Source organism: Bythopirellula superficialaquae, from assembly GCF_059632245.1.
The window spans coordinates 1158316-1179439 of sequence record NZ_CP197426.1 but is presented as its reverse complement, the minus strand read 5'-3'; the positions used below and the strand labels follow the sequence as shown (position 1 = coordinate 1179439).

Below are 21124 nucleotides of genomic sequence, written 5' to 3'. Positions count from 1 at the left end.
CCCAGAAAGGGTAGTCATGCAGGGCCAGCAGCGCGGCAGTTTCGCGCTCGAACTTGGCCTTTTTGTTCGGCGGCGAATTGAAAACCCTATGAAACGCTTGGAAAACTTGTTGCGACGTTGGGCCATTCCCAACCCCACCGCCATCATTATCGCCGGACAGGCCTTTTTCTATTTGCTCAGCCATCTGGGTAATCCCGAGGTCGGGCAATTCGATTTGTCGCGCATCATGCTGTTGCCGGGAATGGTTCTGCAGGGTGAAGTTTGGCGATTGGTTTCCTTCATTTTTTTCCCGCCGGCCACGGACCCTTTATTCGTCATCTTCTTTTGGTTGCTCATGTATCGTTATGGGACGTCGCTCGAAACCGTTTGGGGCACTTATCGTTATAACCTTTTTCTTTTGATTGGATTCCTGGCCGTCATCGCGGCCCACTTTATTGTTCGGGGCCTGGGAGGAGATGGTGCGGTTATGCTCGCGCAATTTTCCGTCAAGTCACTCTCGCGTGGCACGATCGACATCAGCAGCTTTATTTACGGCACCCTGTTTCTGGCTTTTGCCCGGCTGTTCCCCAGTTTTACGATCAACGTCATGTTTATTCTGCCGATGCAAATTCGCTGGCTCGCGTTGATTGCTTGGCTTGGCTATGGCTACGCCTTTTTACGGGGCGACATTTCGGTCAAAATTTTCATCGTTGCCTCGCTCTTGAACTACTTTCTGTTTCTGGGCCGTGACCATCTGCGTGAGATCAAGCAAGGCCAGCGCCGCCGCACGTTCCAGGCCAAGGTCGAGAAGGTGGGCAAGCCGGTTCACACTTGCCGAGTTTGTGGAGCGAACAGCGAAGCATCGCCCAAGATGGCTTTCCGCTACTGCTCAAAATGTGCCGGACAATGTTGCTACTGTCCCGAGCATATCCAGAACCACGAACACGTGCTCGACGAAGCCGCGACAGAATCCTAGCTCGACATTCGCATTCTTTTTTAAACCACGAATCAAACGAATAGCACGAATAAAGACAGAATTTAAAACCGCTCATCCACGCTTACTTCCGCTAATAAATTCATAAGCGTTTGATTAGCGATCATGAGCGGATAATCTTTCCTTCTTTGTTTCGTGTCATTCGTGTCTTTCGTGGTTTCAAAATCTGTAACGAACGTCAATTAAGCAGCTCGTGATTGTCGCTTTTCATTGATCAACGGAAGTAGCAAATCAACAGTCCGCTTGGTGGCCCCCTGCTGATCGAGCACCAATTGTTGTGCACGTTGGCCTAATGCCGTTCCCCACTCCGGCTCTGCCAGTACTCGTCTCACAAACGTCGCCAGTTCTGCTTCATCCTTCACGATATGAGCACCATCGACCCGCAGCAATTGGGCAACAATGTCGCGGAAATTCCAAGTGTTTGGACCAAAACAGGTCGCCACGCCGTAAGCCGCCGGCTCGATCATGTTCTGCCCGCCCCGACCACCGAAACTCCCGCCGACAAAGCCAATACTCGCCGTTCCCCACCAAGCTCCCAGCTCGCCAATCGTATCGACAAGCAGAATCGAGCCGCGTACTGGGTTGCCACTGCTGGCTTGCCCAGCAGTGCTTAGACATGATTGGCCTAATTGTGAACGTCGCGTCCAAGGCAATCCCGATTGCGTGAGCAACTCGCCCACTTCTTCAAATCGCTGGGGATGCCGTGGCACGATCACTAATTTCAAATGCGGATAGTCTTTCACCAATTGCCCGTAAATCCGCACGCCAATTTCTTCTTCTGGCGACTGCGTACTCCCGACAAGAAAAACAATATCGTCCGACTTAAAGCGTGCTAACTCGCGGAGTTGTTGCGTGCGGGGATTAGCGCGATCGGTCATGGCCCCGTCGAATTTCAACGAACCCGTGGCATAAACCCGTTCTGGTCGTGCTCCCAGCTTACAAAAACGCTCGGCCGTTTCTTCATTCTGCGCGGCAATCAGATCGATCCGCGACAACACGCGGGACACTAACGGTCGAAAGCGTGAATAACCGCGAAAACTTTTGTCGCTCAGCCGGCCATTGATGATCGCGACTTGCGCCTCCTGCTCTTTCGCCGCGGCAATCAAGTTCGGCCACAGCTCCAACTCAGCCAACACCAACATATCGGGCCGCACCTGCCGCATCGCGCGCTTGGTCGCCCAACTGAAATCGATCGGGCAATAGAACACCGTGTGGTCGGCGTATTTCTTTTTCCCAAGGTCGTAACCCGCCTTGGTCGTTGTGGAGATCACCACATCCCAATCAGGACGGCAGCCGATGATCTGATTGAGAGTCGTGGCAACCAAATTCACTTCACCGACGCTCACCGCGTGCAGCCAGACGCAAGGACGGTGACCGGTGCGCAAAGGCACGTGTCCCAGCACCTTCTCGGCGAAGCCTTCACGATATTTCCCCTGCCGCCAAGCCGACCACAGCAGCCAAGGCGAGGCCAACAGAAGTACCGTCAAATAGACGGCGTTTAACGTCCAGGCAAATAGTCGTGACACGGGAATCCTTTCCCACAAACACTTCGTCTCTGAATTAGTCCTTGAGATAACGCTCTACATCCAATGCAGCGTGAAACACGCCCAGAATGCATACATCCTTCTCTTCCGTGACATCGTAAGCAATTCGATAGTGACCGTACAAAATGATTCTCACTTCACGGTGGACTATGGATTCGTAACGAAAACCGAGTTCTGGATTTTTCTTCAGCAATTGAACTTTACTATAAATACCTTCAAGCGTTCTAACTGCTGCACTAGGGTTGTCTTGCGAAATGTAGTCGGCGATTAACTCCAGCCAATTCAGTGACTCTTCAGTCCAAACTATCTTTGCCATGACTCAATCCGCTGTTTCGCTGCTTCATTCGAAACGACACGACCAGCAGCAACATCTTGCAAACCTCGTTTAATGACCTTAGCAAAAGCCAATTCCTTCAATAGCTCATCGTAAGTGCTGTCTTCAGGTTGTTGCTGCAAAAGGGCTATCATCTCTTGCTTCGCGGATTCGCGTTCGATCGCACTCATGGCTTCCCTCTTGTCATTACTTGCCGTGACAGTTCTTATATTTCTTGCCGCTGCCGCACGGGCAGGGTTGGTTACGGCCCACCTTTTCGTCGCGGTTGCGGATCGGCTCGAGCTTCTGCTTGGTGTCGGTGCCTTGAATCGCCGCATCCTGCTGTTGCGCGATGTCCGACGTCGTGGGGGCCGACTCGTGAATCGCCGCCGATTCCACCCACGTGCTACCGACGAAATTCTCGTCCAACTGTTCCATCTTGAAGATCAAGTTCGTCACGTAATTCGCCACGCTGCTCCACATGGTCTCGAACATCCGCATGCCTTCGCGTTTGTATTCGACCTTGGGATCAATCTGGGCATAACCTCGCAACCCGACGCTCGAGCGCAAGTGATCCATGCTCAACAGATGCTCTTTCCACGCTTGATCGAGAATCTGCAACAGCACGGCCCGCTCCATCCGCCGCATCTCGGGATGATAGTAATCTTCAACCGCCTGAGAAACTCGTCGCTTGGCCGCGCTATAATCGAGCTTGGCCAAATCTTCGCTCGTCAACGTCGTAGCGCAAGCTGCTTGTAACCATGTGCTCAAATCATCGAGCTTGCCGTTATTGCCCGTGGCATGACCCAGCGTCACCGCCGTGCCCGACTCGGCAAACAGCGCATCGACTCGTTTCTGAGCTTCCGCGGCAACTTCGTTCGCCCGCGCATTATGCTTACGACTATGTTCGACCAGCAGGGCATGAATTTCTTCCCGCTGCTTGGTTTTTAAATCGTCGAGAGAAAGCTCCACGCCAAATCGCTTTTTAGCCCATTCGACAAGCTCTTCGCGTTGCAGGCCCTGTTTTTGACCGGCTTGATTGCGGGAAGCAAAACGATACATCCCCGCCAACACGGGATACTCCGACTCGCGTTCATCATAAGATTGCTGCGCCCGATCACGCGCCAGTTCGATGAACGCTTGAGGCGTCAGGTTCGCCACCTCATCGGGCGTAAGTTCAACGCCAAATTTCTCGTGCAACCAGGCACAAGCTGTTCGTATGCCAAAATCGCTTTCAAGCAAGCGAGCGAGTTCGCTCAAGTCGATCTGGCTGATGGCCTGAGTCGCCTGAGCAATCATGAACTCATTCAACTGATCGCGGCCCACCTTCTTAAGGTCGCGATCGCGGTAGTTCGTGCCCCATCGGATATTGGACCATTTGGCCAACGCTTCCCAATTCCATTCCGATTCTTCTTCGTCGGGTAGGTTCTCTTCGATGGCGTCGTGAATCTGCGTCTCGGCCAATCGATACGCTTCGTCGCGAGCGCGACGCTCGGCATCATCGGCATTCGAATTGCGATAATCGCGCGGATCGAGCTGCACGTTGAGCAAATTGCCGGCCGCGGCGGCATAGGATTCCGTACCGTAATCCGAATCCAAGAATGCCTGCAGGTGTTCTTCCAACTGCTCGCCGATCATCTCCATGATCAACTCGCGGCAATTGTCGCCGTCTAGAATTCGCTGACGATAGCCATAAACCCGCTTGCGCTGCTCGTCCATGACTTCGTCATACTCAAGCAGATTCTTACGAATCTCAAAGTTGCGTTCTTCAACTTTGCGCTGGGCTCCTTCCACACGGCGGGTCACCATGCGGCTTTCAATCGCTTCGCCTTCTTGCATGCCAAGCCGCGTAAGGATGTTCTTCACCCACTCGCCGGCAAAGATCCGCATCAAATCGTCTTCGAGTGATAGGAAAAACCGGCTGCTGCCCGGATCGCCTTGGCGTCCGCAACGACCGCGTAGCTGGAGATCGATACGACGCGACTCGTGACGCTCGGTGCCGACGATGTGCAAGCCGCCAATCTTTTTGACTTCTTGGCCTTGCTCTTTCATCTTTTCACGGCGTTCAATCTTCGTGACCAGTTGCTCCCACTCGTCGTGAGGGACTTCAAGCCGTGAAGAGTATTTATCTTGCAACTCGGCCCAAGCCATCGTGTCGGCGTTGCCGCCCAGAATAATGTCGGTACCGCGACCGGCCATGTTCGTGGCAATCGTGACCGCTCCCAAGCGGCCCGCCTGGGCCACGATTTCTGCTTCGCGTTTGTGTTGCTTGGCGTTAAGCACCTGATGAACAACGCCACGCTTGTTCAGCAAACTTGAGAGCCGTTCGCTCTTTTCGATGGAAACGGTGCCCACCAGAATCGGGCGTCCTGGCGGCTCAATGGTTGTGATCTTGTCGCGAGGAATCACTTCCTTGGTTCGCTCTTCGACCAATTCCAGCGTGATCGATTTTTCGTCCTCGGCGACCAACTTGCCGATGAACCGCGAGCCATTCTTGGTGTCGACCGTCGTGTAGCGATTGAGCCGTTCGATCTCGTCGGCAATGACGTTGTATTTTTCCCGCTCGGTTCGCAAGATCATGTCAGGAAATTCCAACCGCTGCATCGAGCGGTTGGTGGGCACGCCAATCACTTCGAGCTGGTAAATCTTCCAGAATTCCCCTGCTTCGGTGAGGGCGGTCCCCGTCATGCCGGAAATCTTTTTGTACAGCTTAAAGAAGTTTTGCAGCGTGATCGTGGCGAGCGTTTGATTCTCTTCCTTGATCTGCACGCCTTCCTTCGCTTCAACCGCCTGATGCAAGCCATCGCTCCATTGTCGGCCTTCCATCAAGCGTCCCGTGAACTCGTCGACAATGATCACGCGGCCCTGTTGGACGACGTAATTCACGTCAAGCTTGTAGAGATTGTGAGCCTTGAGCGAGTTGTCAATCAAGTGAGGCCACTGCATATTGCCAGCGGTGTAGAAGCTCTCCACGCCAGCTAGCCGTTCCGCTTCGCGCACCCCTTCGTCGGTCAAATGCGCGGAATGTTCTTTTTCCTTGACTTCGAAATGAATCCCTGGCTTTAACTGTCGGGCGATTTTGTCAGCCTTAAGATACTTGGAGACATCGTCCCGCGCGGGTCCGGAAATAATCAACGGCGTTCGCGCTTCGTCGATCAGGATGTTATCGACTTCGTCGACGATCGCGTAGTTGAGCCGGCCCTGCGCTTGTTGCTGATGCTTGGGATAGCGATCATCTCCGCGCGCGGCCTGCTTCATGTTGTCGCGCAAGTAGTCGAAGCCAAACTCGTTGTTCGTGCCGTATGTGATATCACACGCATAAGCTTGCTGGCGTTCGTTGGGATCCATGCCCGACCAAATCGCGTCGACCGTCAGACCCAGGCCGTTGTAAAGCGGAGCCATCCACTCCATGTCGCGGCGGGCCAAATAATCGTTGACCGTCACAACGTGAACGCCCTTACCTTCAATGGCATTCAAGTAAGCGGGTAGCGTGGCGACTAAGGTCTTGCCTTCACCCGTCACCATTTCGGCGATGTTACCGCCGTGCAGAATGATGCCGCCCATGAGCTGGACGTCGTAATGACGCATGCTCAAAAAACGCCGCCCTGCCTCGCGTGCGGCGGCAAAGGCTTCGACCAGCAAGTCATCCAGCGTTTCGCCGGCTGCGAGACGCTCGCGAAACTCGTCGGTCTTCGCGCGCAGTTCGTCATCGGTCAGGGCTTGGTAAGTTGGTTCGAGGGCGGTGATCGCCGCCACCTTGGGGTGGGCCTTCTTGAGATAGCGCGCATTGGCCGAGCCAAACAGCGCCGTGATCGCACGTTCGAAGCGGCTAAGAATGCCGTTACCGAACCCGCTCAGGACTTCCCAAATTCTTTCCAGTACTTCCATCGCTAACTACACGACCCCTTCAATCAGGCAAAAGATAACCTCGGGTGATCACCAAGATGGCTCCACCGGCAACTCGATAGGCCCGGCTGACCTGTTCACGACAGCCAAATCGGCACACAACGACCGCCGCCACCCTGAGGTACGTTACGGCAATTTACGTAAGATTTTCGCAGCAAAAAGTTTATTGCGATTTTGCCAACGGGTCAAGGCAGATAGACAGGGCCCCGGTATACGTAATATCAATCCTCTGAACAAGTTAAGGCGAGTAGCCGCCCGGCCGGGGATGACAAATCCTTCAGTACTGTCAGTGGGGAGTCAACAACGCACATGTTGGCTACTTAGGTCAAAAACACAAGACCCTGAGCTAAGGCCAGAAACAGTCAAAAGTCGACCAGCAAGCTGTATTTTCGGCCCGCCAAAATAGCCCATCACATCGTGCCAGTGGTTAGTCGCAAGTTCGAAACCTAACACTTATCTCTCTGTTTTTAGGCTGATAGCTTCCGATAAACTCTTACGGGTGCACGATATCGCCCCGGAGTTCTCGCCTTGAATAAGTGATCCACCATGCCGCCCTCTCCTGGTTCAGTAGAACTGAGCATCGACGAGCTTCGCAGCGGCAGCCGGCTCTCCCATTCGATTCTGGATGCCAACGACTTACTGCTCCTGGCCGCTGGAACAGAAATTACCGACCCGATCAAGAAACGGCTCATCGACCGGGGCATCCAAGCGGTTTATCTCCATCCGCAAGACGCAGCACGGATGCTTGCGCCTCAGCCTAAACGATCTGATGTTACGGCGACCTCAAAGCCCAAAAGCACACTGCCCTCCGCTGTCTCGCCAAGACCATCCTTGACATCCACCAAATCAGTAGCGGAGTTGAACCAACAGGTTGCGCGTTTGGGCTCGCGAGTTTCGCTGAGCGTCAGCAACATGGATCCGCCGCTTAAGAATCGCCAGCGGCGCGTGGCAAGCGAACCCTATGATCCGCAACAGCGCGAACGCCTCACCAAACAATTCGCGACGACCAAGAAGCTGTTGGATACGATGATCCGCCACGCAATCGCGGGGCTGTCACAAGACACCCGCGCAGTCCGCGTGGTCGCCAACGGCGCCACCGCGGAGTTGATCCACGACCCCGACCATACCATCGCCACGTCGGCCGAAGTCTCTCCCAATCCTGAAATCACCGAGCGCGCCGTACGCACTTCGGTGCTGGCCATGGCGATTGCCATTGAAATGGGTTGGGATGAACACTTGGTTCGCGAAGTGGGTCAATGCGGACTCGTCCACGATTGGGGCATGTACCGCCTAGAGAAAAAAATTCATTCCCAACGTTCAACGCTCACGAATGATGCCCGTGAACAAATGGCACAGCATCCGCTCTACACGTTCGAGATGCTCGAAAAGATGCACGAGCTCTCCGACAGCGTTCGCATCGCGGCGGCACAAGTTCACGAAAAACTCGACGGCTCCGGCTATCCGCGATGTTTGAAAGATAATCAGATTCACCCCTATGCCAAGATTCTGCACGTTGCCGATGCGTATGTTTCTCTCACCGAAGAAACCTGGGGCCGCCCCGCGTTTATTGCCTACGATGTGATGGTTTACTTACTGAGCCAAGTCAAAACCAAAAGCATTTCCATCGATGCCGTGCGGGCGTTGCTCAACGTCGTGGCCCTATTTCCGATTGGCAGCCACGTGCAACTCAGCGATGGTTCCGAGGCCCGTGTGATTCGCCGCGGCAACGGTCCGTATACCGAGCCGGTCGTGCAGCGCGTCGGTGCCGACCGGCGTCTGCGCATGGATAAGGGGCATTCGTCGATTGTTGATCTTTCGCAGTCGGAACTCAAAGTCACCGCGCCGCTGCCCCATCCCACGCGGCAAGAAGAACGAATTGCCGACCCATCGACGACCGATCTGCTCTGGGAATAGAGCTGCTCTAGGAATAGGTCACTTGCTGAATCGTTGCAGCGTGTAACCCAGCACGAACACGCCGACCGCCACGAGCAGAAACTGCAACATCTTCCCCGCACTAATATGATTGCCCAGCTGCGCGATCATCGCCAGAGGCGGGATCGTCAAGCCGATGAACTGCAGGAATCGGGCCAGTGGTTGCATCACCCGAAACTACCGACCCGAAGTAATTCCTGCAAGGAGCCACAGGCCAATAGCATAAATACAGTGCATGGCTTACGATGTGATTATCAAGGCGGAAACAATGTCAGACCCATTCGAAAAACCAAGTTACGCAACTCTCATCGGCCGTGCCTTGCGACTGCGCTGCCCCGCCTGCGGCGAAGGAAAGCTGTTCCGCAATTGGATCAGCATGAACGATCCCTGCCCCAAGTGCGGCCGCAAGTTTGACCGTGCCCCTGGCTATCTGTTAGGGTCGATCTACTTCAACTACGGCGTGACCGCCCTGATGGTCGTTGTGATCTATTTCTCACTTTACTTAACAAAAACGTCCACTAGCCGGCAACTGCTGTGGATTCTTACGGCGTACAGCCTGCTGTTTCCGATCTGGTTTTTTCGCTATGGCCGCGCGCTGTGGATTGCTTTCGACGAGCGGTGGGATCCCTGGCCGAACGAAGAAGAACGCCGCCAGTTGGCCGACATGGCTCAGCCGCGCGTGACGCTCGCCGACGATCGGTCTTGAGCTTGAGCCTGTTGCTCGCGGGCACGCTTGATCGACAGGTACGCCGCTCCGCCAAAGGTGCCGATAATCACAAAGGGCATCGCCATCATGAACAGGATGCTATAGAAGTAGCCCGTCGCGCGAGCCAACGAAACCGGATCGCTCCCCGACATGCCATCTTTGCACGTGGGGCAAGCCCATGCTTCGCCAGTCGTCATCACGATGACAAAACCGGCCAGCAGCAACAGGGCAATCAGCTTTTTCGTGCGAGGTAAGTTCATATTGTTATTTTACCCTCAACCGGTGGTGGGGGGCCAGATGTGATAGAGCATCACGTAAACCACCACCCCCGTAATGGAAACATACAGCCAAATCGGGAAAGTCCATTGCGAAATCCGCCGGTGGCGGGCGAGATAGGCCATTTGCTTCTCGCTGGGCAATTCCGCCGCACCCCCAAAGCCATGCCCCCACAGAGCGTAGCTAATCGAAGCAATCGCCAGAAACGGCACCGCCGCCGCCAGCACGACATGGGTGAGCAAAATCACGAGATAAATCAATTTCACAACGCCAGGATGCGTAAATTTCACGCTCCCCGCCGACCAGTGATAGGTCAGATAACTCACCAGAAACACGCACGACACGACAAATGCCGACAGCATCACCCAGCCATGGGCCCGGTTGGCACCACGCTTGATCAAAACGTAGCCCGCGACCAGCAAACAAGTCGCCAGTGCATTGAGCCCAGCATTCAAATGAACAAGCGGATGCGCATCAAAAGCAAAAATCAAGTTCGCCATCTCAATTCCCAGCCGCTTGCGACTTAGCGCCCTTTTCCGCCAAACAATCCAAAAGCAGCAATCGCAACTTCTTCGATTGGCTGATGCTCGTGGCGTCAAACATCCCACGAACCTTGCCCTCGCGGTCGATCACGATGGCGTAATCTTTATGCCCCCGCCAGGTAACTTCGAGCTTCATGATGTCTTCGCCCACCCGTTTGATGTAATCGAACGGCCCCCGCACAAACAGCCATCGCTCGGGGTCCGCTTGATAGCGGTTAGCGTAGTCTTGTAGCACTTCCTCGGTGTCGTTGTCGGGGTCGACCGTGATACTCACCCACGTCACGTCTTTGAGTTCCGGCAAATCATGAAGCTGCTTAATGTTGGCGTTCAGCCGTGGGCATTGGCCAGGGCAGCTGGCGAAGAAGAAGCTCGCCACCCAGACCCGGCCCTTCATGTCGGCCGAGAAAAATGTTTCGCCGCTTCGCTCGGTGAGTTCAAACTCTTCCAGCGGCGGGCCATCGAATGTGAGTCCACCCACCTCCCTGCTTGCTTCAAATTCGCGCACCCGCTCGTTGACTTGATACCATTTCCAGCCGCCGTAGGCACCCAGAAACAGCACCATGACCGACAACCAATACGGCAACGTTGAGTTGTTCATAACAGATCTCCCGTCGTCCGCGTGCCGGCAATCTTCCACGACAGCGCAACTGTCACCACGGCAAAAGCCACTGACACGGCCCAACAGACCGGCAGGCTCGGCAATACTTCCACCATACTCCGATCGCCAAAGTGCAAATAGTGTCGCAAACCCGCAACCCCGTAAGTGAGCGGGTTAAACCGCGAGAGAAACGTAATCCAGCTCGTCGGATCATCGGGAAATAATGACCCCGACAGCAGCCACATGGGGAACAGAAACACGCTCATGATCGCGTGGAAACCTTGGCTCGATTCCATCCGCCACGCAATAAAAAAGCCGAGACCTGTGAGCGCCACGGCGATCACCGCCATCAGCGCGATCGCTTGCAGAACTTCGGCCAACGACCCCGGAGCACCAAGCGTCGCGCTCCCCAACGCTAAAAATAACAAGGCCTGCAGCATAGCGATGGCCGACCCGCCGACGATCTTCCCCAACACCATCGCCCAGCGTGGCGCGGGAGACACCAACACCGATTGCATGAATCCCTCGCGGCGATCTTCAATGATCGAAATCGTCGCAAAGATCGCCGTGAACAACAAAATCATCGTGATCGTGCCGGGAAAGAAAAACGCGAACCCCAGATCGTTGCTCCGAAGACCCAAGCTGAACAATCCCCAAAACATGACCGGCTGCACGAGCGCACCGATCACGCGGTTTCGCTGACGAAAGAATCGCACCAGCTCACGCTGCGCGAGCGTCATAATCACGGGCAAAGCCGGAACCGCGATGATGCGTTCAGTTGCCATCACTTTCCTCCGACCAGAATTTGTGACCTGTGCGGTCAATAAACACATCCTCAAGCGTTGGCTTGCCGAGTGTGATCGATTGAATCTCGCTCGGAAATGCTTCAACGAGTTTAGCAATCCACAGATGACCCTCGGGTTGCTCCAAGCGGACTTGATTCTCCAACACGATGACTTCACAACCAAATTTATTTTTGATCGCCGCCGCGAGTTCCGCGGGCTGTGCCGTGCGAATTGTAATCGAATCGCCCCCCACCGAGGCTTGCAGCGCCGTGGGCGTATCGAGCGCAGCCAACTTGCCGTTGTGCATGATTGCGATCCGATCCGCGCGATCAGCTTCTTCGAGCAAATGCGTCGTGAGCACAATCGTCACGCCGTCGGTCGCGCGAATCTGCTGCAAATACTTCCATAAGTCCGAGCGCGCCCCCGGATCAAGGCCCGTCGACGGTTCATCGAGCAGCAACAATTGCGGACGATGCAATAATCCCTTGGCAAGCTCCACTCGCCGTCGCATGCCGCCGGAGAGCGTCTCGGTGAGATCCCCTGCCCTGTCGGCGATCCCCAGCGCGTTGAGCATTTCTTCGGAACGGTTTCGCAACGCCGCGCCATTCATCCCGTAGAGTTTCCCCTGATGGTGCAGGTTTTCCGCCACGGTCAGCTTCTTGTCGAGGCTCGGCGCTTGAAACACAACGCCCAATCGACTGCGTATCGCCGCGGCGTCGGTGTGAAGGTTGTAGCCCAGCATCGTGATCTCGCCCGTTTGCAGGGGGATCAACGTCGACAACACGCGAAACAAGGTTGTCTTGCCGCTGCCGTTGGGGCCTAAAAAGACAAAGATTTCGCCGCTCGCCACACTAAGTGACAGGCCGTCAACCGCCGTTCGCGATCCATAACGGTGCGAAACTCCGGAGACATCAATCGCGGTTTCGGCTGGCATGGTTTAAAAGTTGTGAGCAGTTGCCGGTCGCTCTTGATGGTGAAAGGAAATTCAACTCACGTCGTGGGCTTGATCTCGTACCCTTCTTTTTGCATTTCCAGGGGAAGATCCACGTCGTCTTCAATCTTCTGAGTTTGAGCCGGTCGTTCCGCCGTGAATCGCAAGCGATCGAACGAGGCAAAACGCATCCGCAAACCTACGTCGGGAATCAGGGCGAAAATCAACAGCGCCGACATGATGCTCGCCGGCACTGTCAGCACCCATTTCCAGTTGGCTTCCCACTTGAGATGCATAAAGAACATGATCACCAGCATCGCCTTCGTACACGAGACGGCCATCATGAACGCCCGGCTCACTTCGGTGGGGACGTTGCTCCGCCAAAAATCGAAGTACGTGAGGAACGAAAACGAAGTCAGCACGCACAGCGCCAAAAAGACCGCAATGTAAATTCCATTGCCGCCGTGGTGCTCGTGCTCGTGCTCGCCATGATGTGCGTGCGTGGTTTGTTGATCGTTGTGGGACATATATTCAATCTCCACTGAGCCGTGAACCGGCCGGGATTTAAAACAAATAAAGTAATGGGAACAGGAAAATCCAAACCAAGTCGACGAAGTGCCAATACAGGCCGATGTTCTCGATCGTCCCTGCAGAGGCCCGATTGAGCGTCATCGTCAGCGCCAACCCAAAGGCAATCAAACCAACCACAACGTGCAACGCGTGAAAGCCGGTGAGCAAAAAGTAAGTGCTCGCCCACATGTTGCCACCAGGAATCATGATCGGCAGCTTCAGCCAGTAATGCTGATCGTTGAGCCCCACGGGATGATCGTCCGCTTCGCCCAACTCATAAGCATCGCCCGTTCCATCGCTCTCCGTGGCAACCAGCCGGAACGGTGACTCAGTATTAGTTGACACATGGCCGCCCGGATGATGTTCGTGAACGCTGGCCCGCGGGTAAATCGCGTCGGCGAGTTTCCCAATCTTGATCCGCCCTTCCGGCGAATCCGGGTTATCTCGCAACGTCACCTCGGCGTCATCCACTTGTCGCAGAATGCCATCAATGATCGCCAGATGCTCTTTATCGATGTCGGTGCGTTCTTTCTTGTTCTCGATCTCGGTCTTCATCGCCGTCAATCGCACGCGGACGGCCTGCGCGTAGTAAACGTCTGGCTTTTCAAAAATCTGGCTGTGCGGCTTCATGGGATAAATACCATGCGAAAACTTCGCGTTGTACTCAAACATCTTGATGCCCAAGAACACGCATCCCAACAGCAGCGTCAGCAGCATCCATCCCTTGGCGGTCGAAGATTGATCTTTCTTGGCGGCTTCAAACGCGAGCACAACGGTCACGCTGGAACAAATCAGCACGAACGTGTTGATCGCGCCCCAAATTTCCGCCAGATGCACGTCGTGCGTCGACGGCCAAGAAATCGCACCGAACCGCAGCACGATATATGTGCCGATCAGCCCGGCGAAAAACATAATTTCGGTCGACAAAAACAACCACATGAACGTCTTGCCGTTGGAAATCGGCAACGCCGGTTGATAGTCGAATGTCGGGCCATGCCCGTGATGATCGTCGCTCATAATTAGCTACTCAATTCATAGAACACGGATGAACGCAGATTTGGCGGAGGGTCGCTGATTAAAATCATTTTCTTATCTGCGACAATCGGCCAAATCAGCGTCTATCTGCGTTCCATTCCGTTCTTACTAAAGTGTCACCACCAATAACATCGCCAGCCAAGCCGGCAAAAATAATATCGACGCTCGCAACAACAATCGTGCGGATTGCGTGTCCCGAAAAATGGCAAAGCGAATCGCTAAGGCGGCTTGAACAGCGCCCAGGGCGAACGTCCAAGTCAAATACAACAGCGGGCTTCCTCCCGTCGGCACAATCGCGGGGATCAAGCTCACCGGCACCAACAGCGCGGCACCAATCACGGCCTGCGCCCCCGCACGCATCCCCGTGGGATCAACCACAGTAAGCATCTTGTGGCCCGCGGTGGCGTAATCATGACGATACAACCACGCGATCGCCATGAAGTGCGGAAACTGCCATAAGAACAACACGGCCACCAACGACCACGCCGTCAAGTTGAGTGGTGCTCCCGTGGCGGTCCAACCCATGAGAATCGGAATCGCCCCCGCTACTGCCCCCACGGTTGTATTAAACGTGCTGCGAGTTTTGAGCGGAGTGTAAATCGGCACGTACAGAATCCAACTCGCCAAGCCCAACACGGCGGTGAGCATATTCACTTGCCACAACAATAAGCCCATCCCGGCCAGCAAACATAACACCGACAGCACGATGGCTTCATGGCTTGTGACTCGGCCCGCGGGAAGTGGCCGATTGGCAGTCCGCGGCATGCGAGCATCATTCACGCGCTCGAGCCATTGATTCGCGATACTCGCACTGGCGGCGACCAACCCCGTACCTGCCAAGGCGAACAGCAGCACGCGCATGTCGAGGGCGTGCGGCGCGGCCAAGCAAGCCGCTGCGCTCGCCACGATTAATTCCAACAGCACGATCCGCGGCTTGGTCAACTCCAGATAGTCTGCCAACCGCGCGAGCGATGTGTTTTCTGAACGCTCGGCAACAAGAATCGAAGGATTGCTCATAGCGCCACCTCCATTGTTGCATTGACGGGTGACGATAATTTTGGCAAGCCCACGCGAAGCTGTCGCGCGGCCCGTATGGCAATCGCCAGCGCCGTCACAAGGATCAACGATCCCACGGCCACGTGGCTCGTGACGATTCCCGCTTGATGAGCATTGTCGGCCGTGTTCACGAACTGCGGATCACCCAACAGCGAAGCGGCCCAGCGTGGCAAACCATATTTCACCATCCAGGTCGAAACCCCAAGTAGCACCTGAACCAGAATCAACGCAACCAGTGTCAAACTCCGTCCGCGTTCCAGTCTGTTACGAAATGCCTGCCAGGCAAGCATTCCCACATGGACCGTGATCGCCAGGGCCAACAGCAAATGAAAATACACAGCCGCTTGAAAAACCACCGCTGCAGAGGGATTCGTCAAATGCGGGCTGTGCCGCACGAGCGCTCCCACGATCAACTGAGCGTAAGCCAACACCGTGGTCAGCACGGCCAGCCTTAAAAATTTCTTGTTGCCAGGGGTTGCTTCAATCTGTCCAGCGTTCTGCCACCACTTGGAAGTGACGACCACCATGCCCACGCACAAGGCAAAGAACGCGGGGCCCGTGCAACCGTGAATCAGAGCTAAGGTTCGCTCGTCAAAGACAACTCGCATGCCACCGAGCAGTCCTTGCAAAATCACGCCGGCGAGAATCACCAAGCTGTACTTGCGCACCCAACTTCGTGATTCACATCGCCAACACACGGCCACCAAGGCAATCGCCAGAAAACCCGCGGCTGCGCCAAGCAATCGATGGCCATGCTCGACAAATTTGTCCCCCTCGGAATCGAGCCAAGGGTAGAACAACATAAAATGACCGTCTGAAGTCAGCCAATCCTTAAACGCCATTCCCGCGCCGGTGGTTGTCACCAATCCGCCAACCCAGATCAAGGGAAACGTCGCGCACGCCAACAGCCAAGCCCAGCGATGGGGCCAGCGAGAATTACTCAGGCTAGGCGAGGGTGCGTTCATGCAGGTCAATGGGCCGGTGCGGGTTGAGACTCGACACCAGGCTTCGGTGGTTGCGTTTGTGGATAGTAATCTTCTTCCACTTCCGGTGAACCATATTCGTAGGGTCCGCGGTAAATGATCGGTTGGAAATCGAAGTTGCCGTGGCCCGGTGGGCTGGGGGCTTGCCATTCCAAACCGTTGGCATGCCAAGGATTGCGACCCGCACGAGGTCCAAAGAACATGCTGCCGAAGAAATTGATCACAAAGATAATCTGCCCGCCCACCATGATGAACGCACACCAACTAATGAACTGGTTCAGCCCCAGCAGATTGCGGAACGTTTCGTAGTGATACGGATCAGCCAACCGGCGGGGGAAACCCTGCATACCCAAGATATGCATCGGATAGAACACGCAGTTCATCAAGACAAACGTCAGGGCAAAGTGGACCTTGCCCCACGAGTCGTTCATCATGCGGCCAAACATCTTGGGGAACCAAAAATAGATACCGCCGAACACAGCCATCGCCGTGCCGCAGAACAGCACGTAATGGAAGTGAGCCACAATGTAATACGTATCGTGAATGAAAATATCGACCGGCGTGGCAGCCATGAAAATGCCGCTCAAGCCGCCGATGATAAACATCGACACAAACGAAATGGCAAACAACATCGGCGTGGTGTATTGGATTTTTCCACCCCACAGCGTGCCGAGCCAATTGAAGGTCTTAATCGCACTGGGAAGGGCGATCATCATCGTCGACACCATGAACGTCATGCCCAGCATTGGATTCATGCCCGACACAAACATGTGGTGGCCCCACACGATGAAGCCCAAGCCCGCGATGCCGGAAATCGAGTACACCATCGGTTTGTAACCAAACAGCGGCTTCCGCGCGAACGTGCTGATGATGTCCGACACCATGCCCATTGCCGGCAAGATCATGATGTACACGGCCGGATGACTATAGAACCAGAACAAATGCTGCCACAACAATGGCTGACCGCCACCGGTGGCCAGTGCCGAGTTATTGGCCGACGCTCCTTCAGCTAGAAAGAAGCCCGTGCCCAACATGCGGTCGCTCAATTGCATGAAGCCTGCAGAGGTCAGCACCGGCAACGCGAAAGCTTGCAAAATCGCGGTGATGAACATGCCCCAAATCGTCATCGGCAGACGGAACATTGTCATGCCGGGGGCACGCATCTGTATGATCGTCGTCATGTAGTTGATCGAGCCCATCATCGACGAAATGCCGACGAAGGTCACACCCATCAACCAGAGCGTCTGCCCGGTGAGGCTACCCGGCGCCGCAGCTTCGATCACCGATAACGGCGGGTAGGAGGTCCACCCGCCTTGGGCAGCACCTCCTTCCACGAAAAAGCTCGCACCAATGAAGAAGAACGCCGGCCACATGAACCAGTAGCTCAGCATGTTCAAAATCGGCACCGCCATATCGTCGGCACCAATCATCAGCGGAATCAGGAAGTTGCCAAACGCACCGGCCAGCACCGGAATAATCACAAAGAAAATCATCACCGTGGCGTGCATGGTGACGAGCATCGTGTAATTTTCGGGAGCAATCTGGCCCCCTTCATTGGCCGCGAGCAAATTGCCGAGGATGGGCATCGGCCGCCAGGGATAAGCCAACTGCCAACGAATGCCCAGTGCCAGCAACCCGCCGACGATGAACCACAACAGCGTGCTGAACAAAAATTGCAGGCCGATGATCTTATGATCGAGCGAGAAGACATAGGTCTTCAAGAAACTGCCCGTGTGGGCATGTTCCTTCTCGGCAACGCTGGGAACAGTAACACTACTCATGGGATTCTCGATTGCTCGTTCAAGCTAGGTGCCGATCAGGGCACCCCAAAGTTACTCGTGCTTTAATGTTGGTGTTATTCAGTCTCGGGAACTTGGACCCGCATTGTCTTTTGCTCGTTGGCCATCTCGACGAGCTTGGCTTCGTATTCGGGGCGCGGCAGAAAATAAACGCGCCCCTTCATCTTGTAATGTCCCCAACCACACAGCTCGGCGCACACGATGTCGAACCCACCCGTCTTCTTGGCCTTGAACCACATCTGCTGCAACATGCCGGGCACAACGTCCTGCTTCATCCGCAAGTTTGGCAGGAAGAAACTGTGCAGCACGTCGGCACTCGTGATGTTGAGCAAAATCTCTTCATTCACCGGTAAGTAGAATTTACCGTCGGTGCGAATGATGTCGTCTTCGGTATACAGCTCATTATCGGGGCCCGGGTAACGGAAGTCCCAGTTGAATTGTCGCCCCGTGACTTCCGCCGTGATGGGGATCTTCGGCACGTCCATCTTGGCTGCCGCCCACGCTTCCATTTGGTAGATGGCAATAAACAGCAACGTCACCGCCGGCAAAATCGTCCACACAAGTTCCAACGCATGGCTACCGTGAGAAAATTTCACCGGTTCGTCATTCGATCGGGCATCGTATTTCCACGAAAACCAAAAGAGCGCCATTTCGGTCACGATGAACACCGCGCCCGTCAGGTACAGAATGAACATGAACAGGCTATCGATTGTCCGGCCATGCTCCGACACATCGCGAGGCAGCCAGATATTGAAGTAGGGCGCAGCGACGAACGTTGCCACCCCACCAATCGGGACCAACAAAAACAGGAAACTCCAAAACCGTCTCACGACCGCTCTCCACGTATGGGAAAGTTGTTTGTAATTGCCACGGAGCCGCGTCTCTGTGGTAAAAAAATAGCTACTTCACCGACTCGACATTCACCGGCAAGGCATACAGCGGACGACTCGGCATCTCATACGGCAACGACAGCACATAGTCGACGATGTTCCACATCTCTTCTTCGGTCAGCGTGCCTTGCGCCCCGGCACTTGCGGGACCGCTACCCGGCATCGGCGTTCCCGCGATGCCAGCAAAAATCCGCCAGAAAATATCGATCCGACGATTACCACCGCGATAAACTCCAAACCGCAAGTTACGCGGAATCGCGTTCCGTACGGGGAACAATGTCGCGGCCACTTCGGCACGTTCATCGGCCAACTCTTCGTCCGTCCCCTTGGCAACCGATTCGAGGAACAAATGGTGGGCCTTGTTCCAGTTGTCGAAATCGTCCTGCTGACCGTCACCCAAGGCCGTGGGGCCGTGGCACTTCACGCAGTTGGCTCGCACACCAAAGAATAATTCGCGTCCCTTGGCCACCGAAGCGGCAACTTCCTCCGGCGAACGATCATCCTTGGGAATCATATCCTCGGCAGGAACAATGATCTGCTCGTTGGCGGCATTCCAATCGTCGACGATCTCGGTGAGCAGATCCATGACCGCTGTCCGCTGATCGGCATCCTCGGCGGGATTCAGTGCGATCAACCGCGTTTGTGGTTCACCATCCTCATCAAGCACCGGCTCACCTGTCTTTTCATCAATGACGTCTTCTTCGCCCAAATCATTGAAGGCATAATTCGTGAGCGCCGTTTCCATCTGCCCGCGAATCGCCAAATACTTCACGTATTCGATCAAAGCCTCGATCTCGGCCTCAGGCAGCAGCGAGAACGACGGCATGGCCGTTCCCGGAATGCCGTTGACCATGATGCGATGCAAGTCTTCCATCGTCGGCCGCGCGGCCGTGTAGGTCGACTTGAACTTAAACACACCTTGACGATAGTCACGCGGATAAGGATTCAAGAACAACGCCGTGGGACCGCGGCCATCGCCGCTGATGCCGTGGCAATGCACGCAGTGCTGACGATAAAGGCCAAACTTGGCACCCTTTTCGTCGGACCAAGCAGGTCCCGCTGCCATTTTCAGTTTGCGAGCATCAAGGCCCGATTCGGGCATCACAAAGGGCTTATCCGGCGTGCCGAACATCGCTTCAAGCACGTCGGCAATTTGCTGTTGATATTCCGGCGGCGTCGGCGTGGCGTCGGACACCATTTGCACCATGTTCAAATGGAACTGTGGCGCACTCGGCGTATCGCACCCTACGGCGAACACCGTCACCAACAAGCAGCCCATCAAATTGCAGAAGCTGGCCCGATTCATTTGGTGTACTTACATCTTTCGTGATTGAAAATCGTTATCCGCCAAACGCCGCCGCTGGCACCGTGAGATTCACGTCCTTCACTTCATCCTCGGCCAATTTGATCTTGAACCGTCCCTTGTTCGACCACTTCAACTCTTTGGCTTCGGGAGTGGTCAACACAAGCGATTTGCCTGGCCCCACTGCACTTTCGTGCCAAACTTGGAATTCCAAATCTTCGCCCGCGGGCAAATTTGGAATTTCAAACGTGCCATCCTCAGCCGTCACGGCCACGTAGCCATTCTCGCGTGGCAAGAAATACGCGAGCATCCACGGATGGATACTGCACCGCACGCTAACCGGCACGGCCTCTTCCTTCTGTGGCTTGAAGGGAATCGTTGCGTCCGCCGGGATCGTTTGATTGAAACTGTTCTTACCTTCAATGTTCGTGTTATGGCCCACGGGATCGCTGTTCTTAATTAGCATCGTCGTCCCCAATCGCAAAGGAAACACGTGCGTGAGAAACACGCACACCTTTTGATCGAAGACGGCTTCCCCTTCGCCACCCTTCATCGAATCGTGAACACGCGAAGCACTGCGAACAAAGACAGCCACGTTGGCGATGCCTTTCGTAGCATCATCCACCAGCAGCGTCTGCTGCAACGGTGCCTTACCGTCGATCGTGCAGGCAGCCATATCCTTGTTCACGTTGTAGGGCTGCATCTCCGGCGGTGTGCCGTCGAAAACAAACTTGCCCTTGAGCGTGGCCCAACCCGTTCCCGTCGCGACCGCAGCCCCTCCGCCACCAGCTTCACCAGTGGAAAACGACTCGCGAATTTTTTCGGCGGCAGCCAGATTACCCACAGGACCGAGCTCTTCACGTCGGTTGCAGCCAGCCAGCACCATCAGCCCCACCAGCAACAACAAACTGTTTTGCCGTGAATTGATGTGCCGGTTGCGTGTGAATGAAAGAATCATGTTCTTAGTTCTTGTTTGCTTGCT

Annotated in this window: 21 protein-coding genes and 2 pseudogenes; 3 read left to right on the top strand and 20 right to left on the bottom strand. The window is 55.0% G+C overall.

Features of this window, described 5'->3' with window-relative positions; translation table 11 throughout:
• Positions 1 to 88: 88 nt before the first annotated feature.
• Positions 89 to 955 (top strand): hypothetical protein, encoded by an 867-nt coding sequence (locus SH678x_RS04900; protein ID WP_496921767.1) that lies wholly within the window; start codon positions 89 to 91, stop codon positions 953 to 955.
• 200 nt (positions 956 to 1155) lie between these two features.
• Here SH678x_RS04900 and SH678x_RS04895 read toward each other — a convergent pair whose 3' ends face one another.
• From SH678x_RS04895 to SH678x_RS04870, 6 genes and pseudogenes are all read right to left on the bottom strand, one after another.
• On the bottom strand, positions 1156 to 2499 hold the full coding sequence (locus tag SH678x_RS04895) for a 3-deoxy-D-manno-octulosonic acid transferase (RefSeq protein WP_496921766.1): 1344 nt from the start codon (positions 2497 to 2499) through the stop codon (positions 1156 to 1158).
• 34 nt (positions 2500 to 2533) lie between these two features.
• Entirely contained in the window at positions 2534 to 2833 is a 300-nt protein-coding gene (locus tag SH678x_RS04890; protein WP_496921765.1) for a type II toxin-antitoxin system RelE/ParE family toxin, read from the bottom strand.
• The gene (locus SH678x_RS04885) at positions 2821 to 3021 is read right to left on the bottom strand and encodes a hypothetical protein (RefSeq protein WP_496921764.1); all 201 of its coding nucleotides are present in this window, start codon (positions 3019 to 3021) and stop codon (positions 2821 to 2823) included. Before SH678x_RS04885 ends, SH678x_RS04890 begins: the two co-directional genes overlap by 13 nt.
• Positions 3022 to 3037: 16 nt before the next feature.
• Positions 3038 to 4669, bottom strand: coding sequence for an SEC-C metal-binding domain-containing protein (locus SH678x_RS04880; protein ID WP_496923058.1), 1632 nt, complete (start codon positions 4667 to 4669; stop codon positions 3038 to 3040).
• A pseudogene (locus SH678x_RS04875) lies at positions 4670 to 5410 on the bottom strand (preprotein translocase subunit SecA); the annotation flags it as partial.
• An 81-nt stretch (positions 5411 to 5491) separates the two neighbouring features.
• Positions 5492 to 6718: pseudogene (locus SH678x_RS04870) on the bottom strand (preprotein translocase subunit SecA); the annotation flags it as partial.
• A 564-nt stretch (positions 6719 to 7282) separates the two neighbouring features.
• Between SH678x_RS04870 and SH678x_RS04865 the strand changes: the two are divergent.
• Positions 7283 to 8650 (top strand): HD-GYP domain-containing protein, encoded by a 1368-nt coding sequence (locus SH678x_RS04865; RefSeq protein ID WP_496921763.1) that lies wholly within the window; start codon positions 7283 to 7285, stop codon positions 8648 to 8650.
• An 18-nt stretch (positions 8651 to 8668) separates the two neighbouring features.
• On the opposite strand, the gene SH678x_RS04860 is transcribed toward SH678x_RS04865, so the two are convergent.
• Positions 8669 to 8836, bottom strand: a complete 168-nt coding sequence (locus tag SH678x_RS04860; protein ID WP_496921762.1) for a hypothetical protein — start codon at positions 8834 to 8836, stop codon at positions 8669 to 8671.
• A 100-nt stretch (positions 8837 to 8936) separates the two neighbouring features.
• On the opposite strand from SH678x_RS04860, the gene SH678x_RS04855 reads away from it, so the two are divergent.
• Complete coding sequence (locus tag SH678x_RS04855; RefSeq protein WP_496921761.1) at positions 8937 to 9374, top strand: DUF983 domain-containing protein; 438 nt, start codon at positions 8937 to 8939, stop codon at positions 9372 to 9374.
• Here SH678x_RS04855 and SH678x_RS04850 read toward each other — a convergent pair.
• The 13 genes from SH678x_RS04850 to SH678x_RS04790 form a co-directional block, all read right to left on the bottom strand.
• A complete protein-coding gene (locus tag SH678x_RS04850; RefSeq protein ID WP_496921760.1) occupies positions 9338 to 9634 on the bottom strand; it encodes a hypothetical protein in 297 nt (98 codons plus the stop codon). The two genes, SH678x_RS04855 and SH678x_RS04850, sit on opposite strands and share 37 nt — an antisense overlap.
• Before the next feature lie 15 nt (positions 9635 to 9649).
• Positions 9650 to 10150 (bottom strand): DUF420 domain-containing protein, encoded by a 501-nt coding sequence (locus SH678x_RS04845; RefSeq protein ID WP_496921759.1) that lies wholly within the window; start codon positions 10148 to 10150, stop codon positions 9650 to 9652.
• Between the two features lies 1 nt (position 10151).
• Positions 10152 to 10790 carry an SCO family protein gene (locus SH678x_RS04840; protein WP_496921758.1) on the bottom strand — a complete coding sequence of 213 codons (639 nt, stop codon included), beginning with the start codon at positions 10788 to 10790 and terminating at the stop codon, positions 10152 to 10154.
• Complete coding sequence (locus SH678x_RS04835; protein ID WP_496921757.1) at positions 10787 to 11575, bottom strand: ABC transporter permease; 789 nt, start codon at positions 11573 to 11575, stop codon at positions 10787 to 10789. Before SH678x_RS04835 ends, SH678x_RS04840 begins: the two co-directional genes overlap by 4 nt.
• Positions 11565 to 12509, bottom strand: coding sequence for an ABC transporter ATP-binding protein (locus SH678x_RS04830; protein WP_496921756.1), 945 nt, complete (start codon positions 12507 to 12509; stop codon positions 11565 to 11567). The genes SH678x_RS04835 and SH678x_RS04830 overlap by 11 nt, the downstream gene beginning before the upstream one ends.
• Before the next feature lie 56 nt (positions 12510 to 12565).
• Complete coding sequence (locus SH678x_RS04825; protein WP_496921755.1) at positions 12566 to 13033, bottom strand: cytochrome C oxidase subunit IV family protein; 468 nt, start codon at positions 13031 to 13033, stop codon at positions 12566 to 12568.
• A 37-nt stretch (positions 13034 to 13070) separates the two neighbouring features.
• Positions 13071 to 14093, bottom strand: coding sequence for a cytochrome c oxidase subunit 3 (locus SH678x_RS04820; RefSeq protein WP_496921754.1), 1023 nt, complete (start codon positions 14091 to 14093; stop codon positions 13071 to 13073).
• A gap of 126 nt (positions 14094 to 14219) precedes the next feature.
• Complete coding sequence (gene cyoE / locus SH678x_RS04815) at positions 14220 to 15128, bottom strand: heme o synthase (RefSeq protein WP_496921753.1); 909 nt, start codon at positions 15126 to 15128, stop codon at positions 14220 to 14222.
• Entirely contained in the window at positions 15125 to 16132 is a 1008-nt protein-coding gene (locus SH678x_RS04810) for a COX15/CtaA family protein (RefSeq protein ID WP_496921752.1), read from the bottom strand. The genes cyoE and SH678x_RS04810 overlap by 4 nt, the downstream gene beginning before the upstream one ends.
• Before the next feature lie 5 nt (positions 16133 to 16137).
• Positions 16138 to 17931 carry a cytochrome c oxidase subunit I gene (locus SH678x_RS04805; protein WP_496921751.1) on the bottom strand — a complete coding sequence of 598 codons (1794 nt, stop codon included), beginning with the start codon at positions 17929 to 17931 and terminating at the stop codon, positions 16138 to 16140.
• A gap of 74 nt (positions 17932 to 18005) precedes the next feature.
• On the bottom strand, positions 18006 to 18779 hold the full coding sequence (coxB, locus tag SH678x_RS04800; protein ID WP_496921750.1) for a cytochrome c oxidase subunit II: 774 nt from the start codon (positions 18777 to 18779) through the stop codon (positions 18006 to 18008).
• 70 nt (positions 18780 to 18849) lie between these two features.
• On the bottom strand, positions 18850 to 20145 hold the full coding sequence (locus SH678x_RS04795) for a cytochrome c (protein ID WP_496921749.1): 1296 nt from the start codon (positions 20143 to 20145) through the stop codon (positions 18850 to 18852).
• A gap of 34 nt (positions 20146 to 20179) precedes the next feature.
• Entirely contained in the window at positions 20180 to 21100 is a 921-nt protein-coding gene (locus SH678x_RS04790) for a cupredoxin domain-containing protein (RefSeq protein WP_496921748.1), read from the bottom strand.
• Between the last annotated feature and the right edge of the window lie 24 nt (positions 21101 to 21124).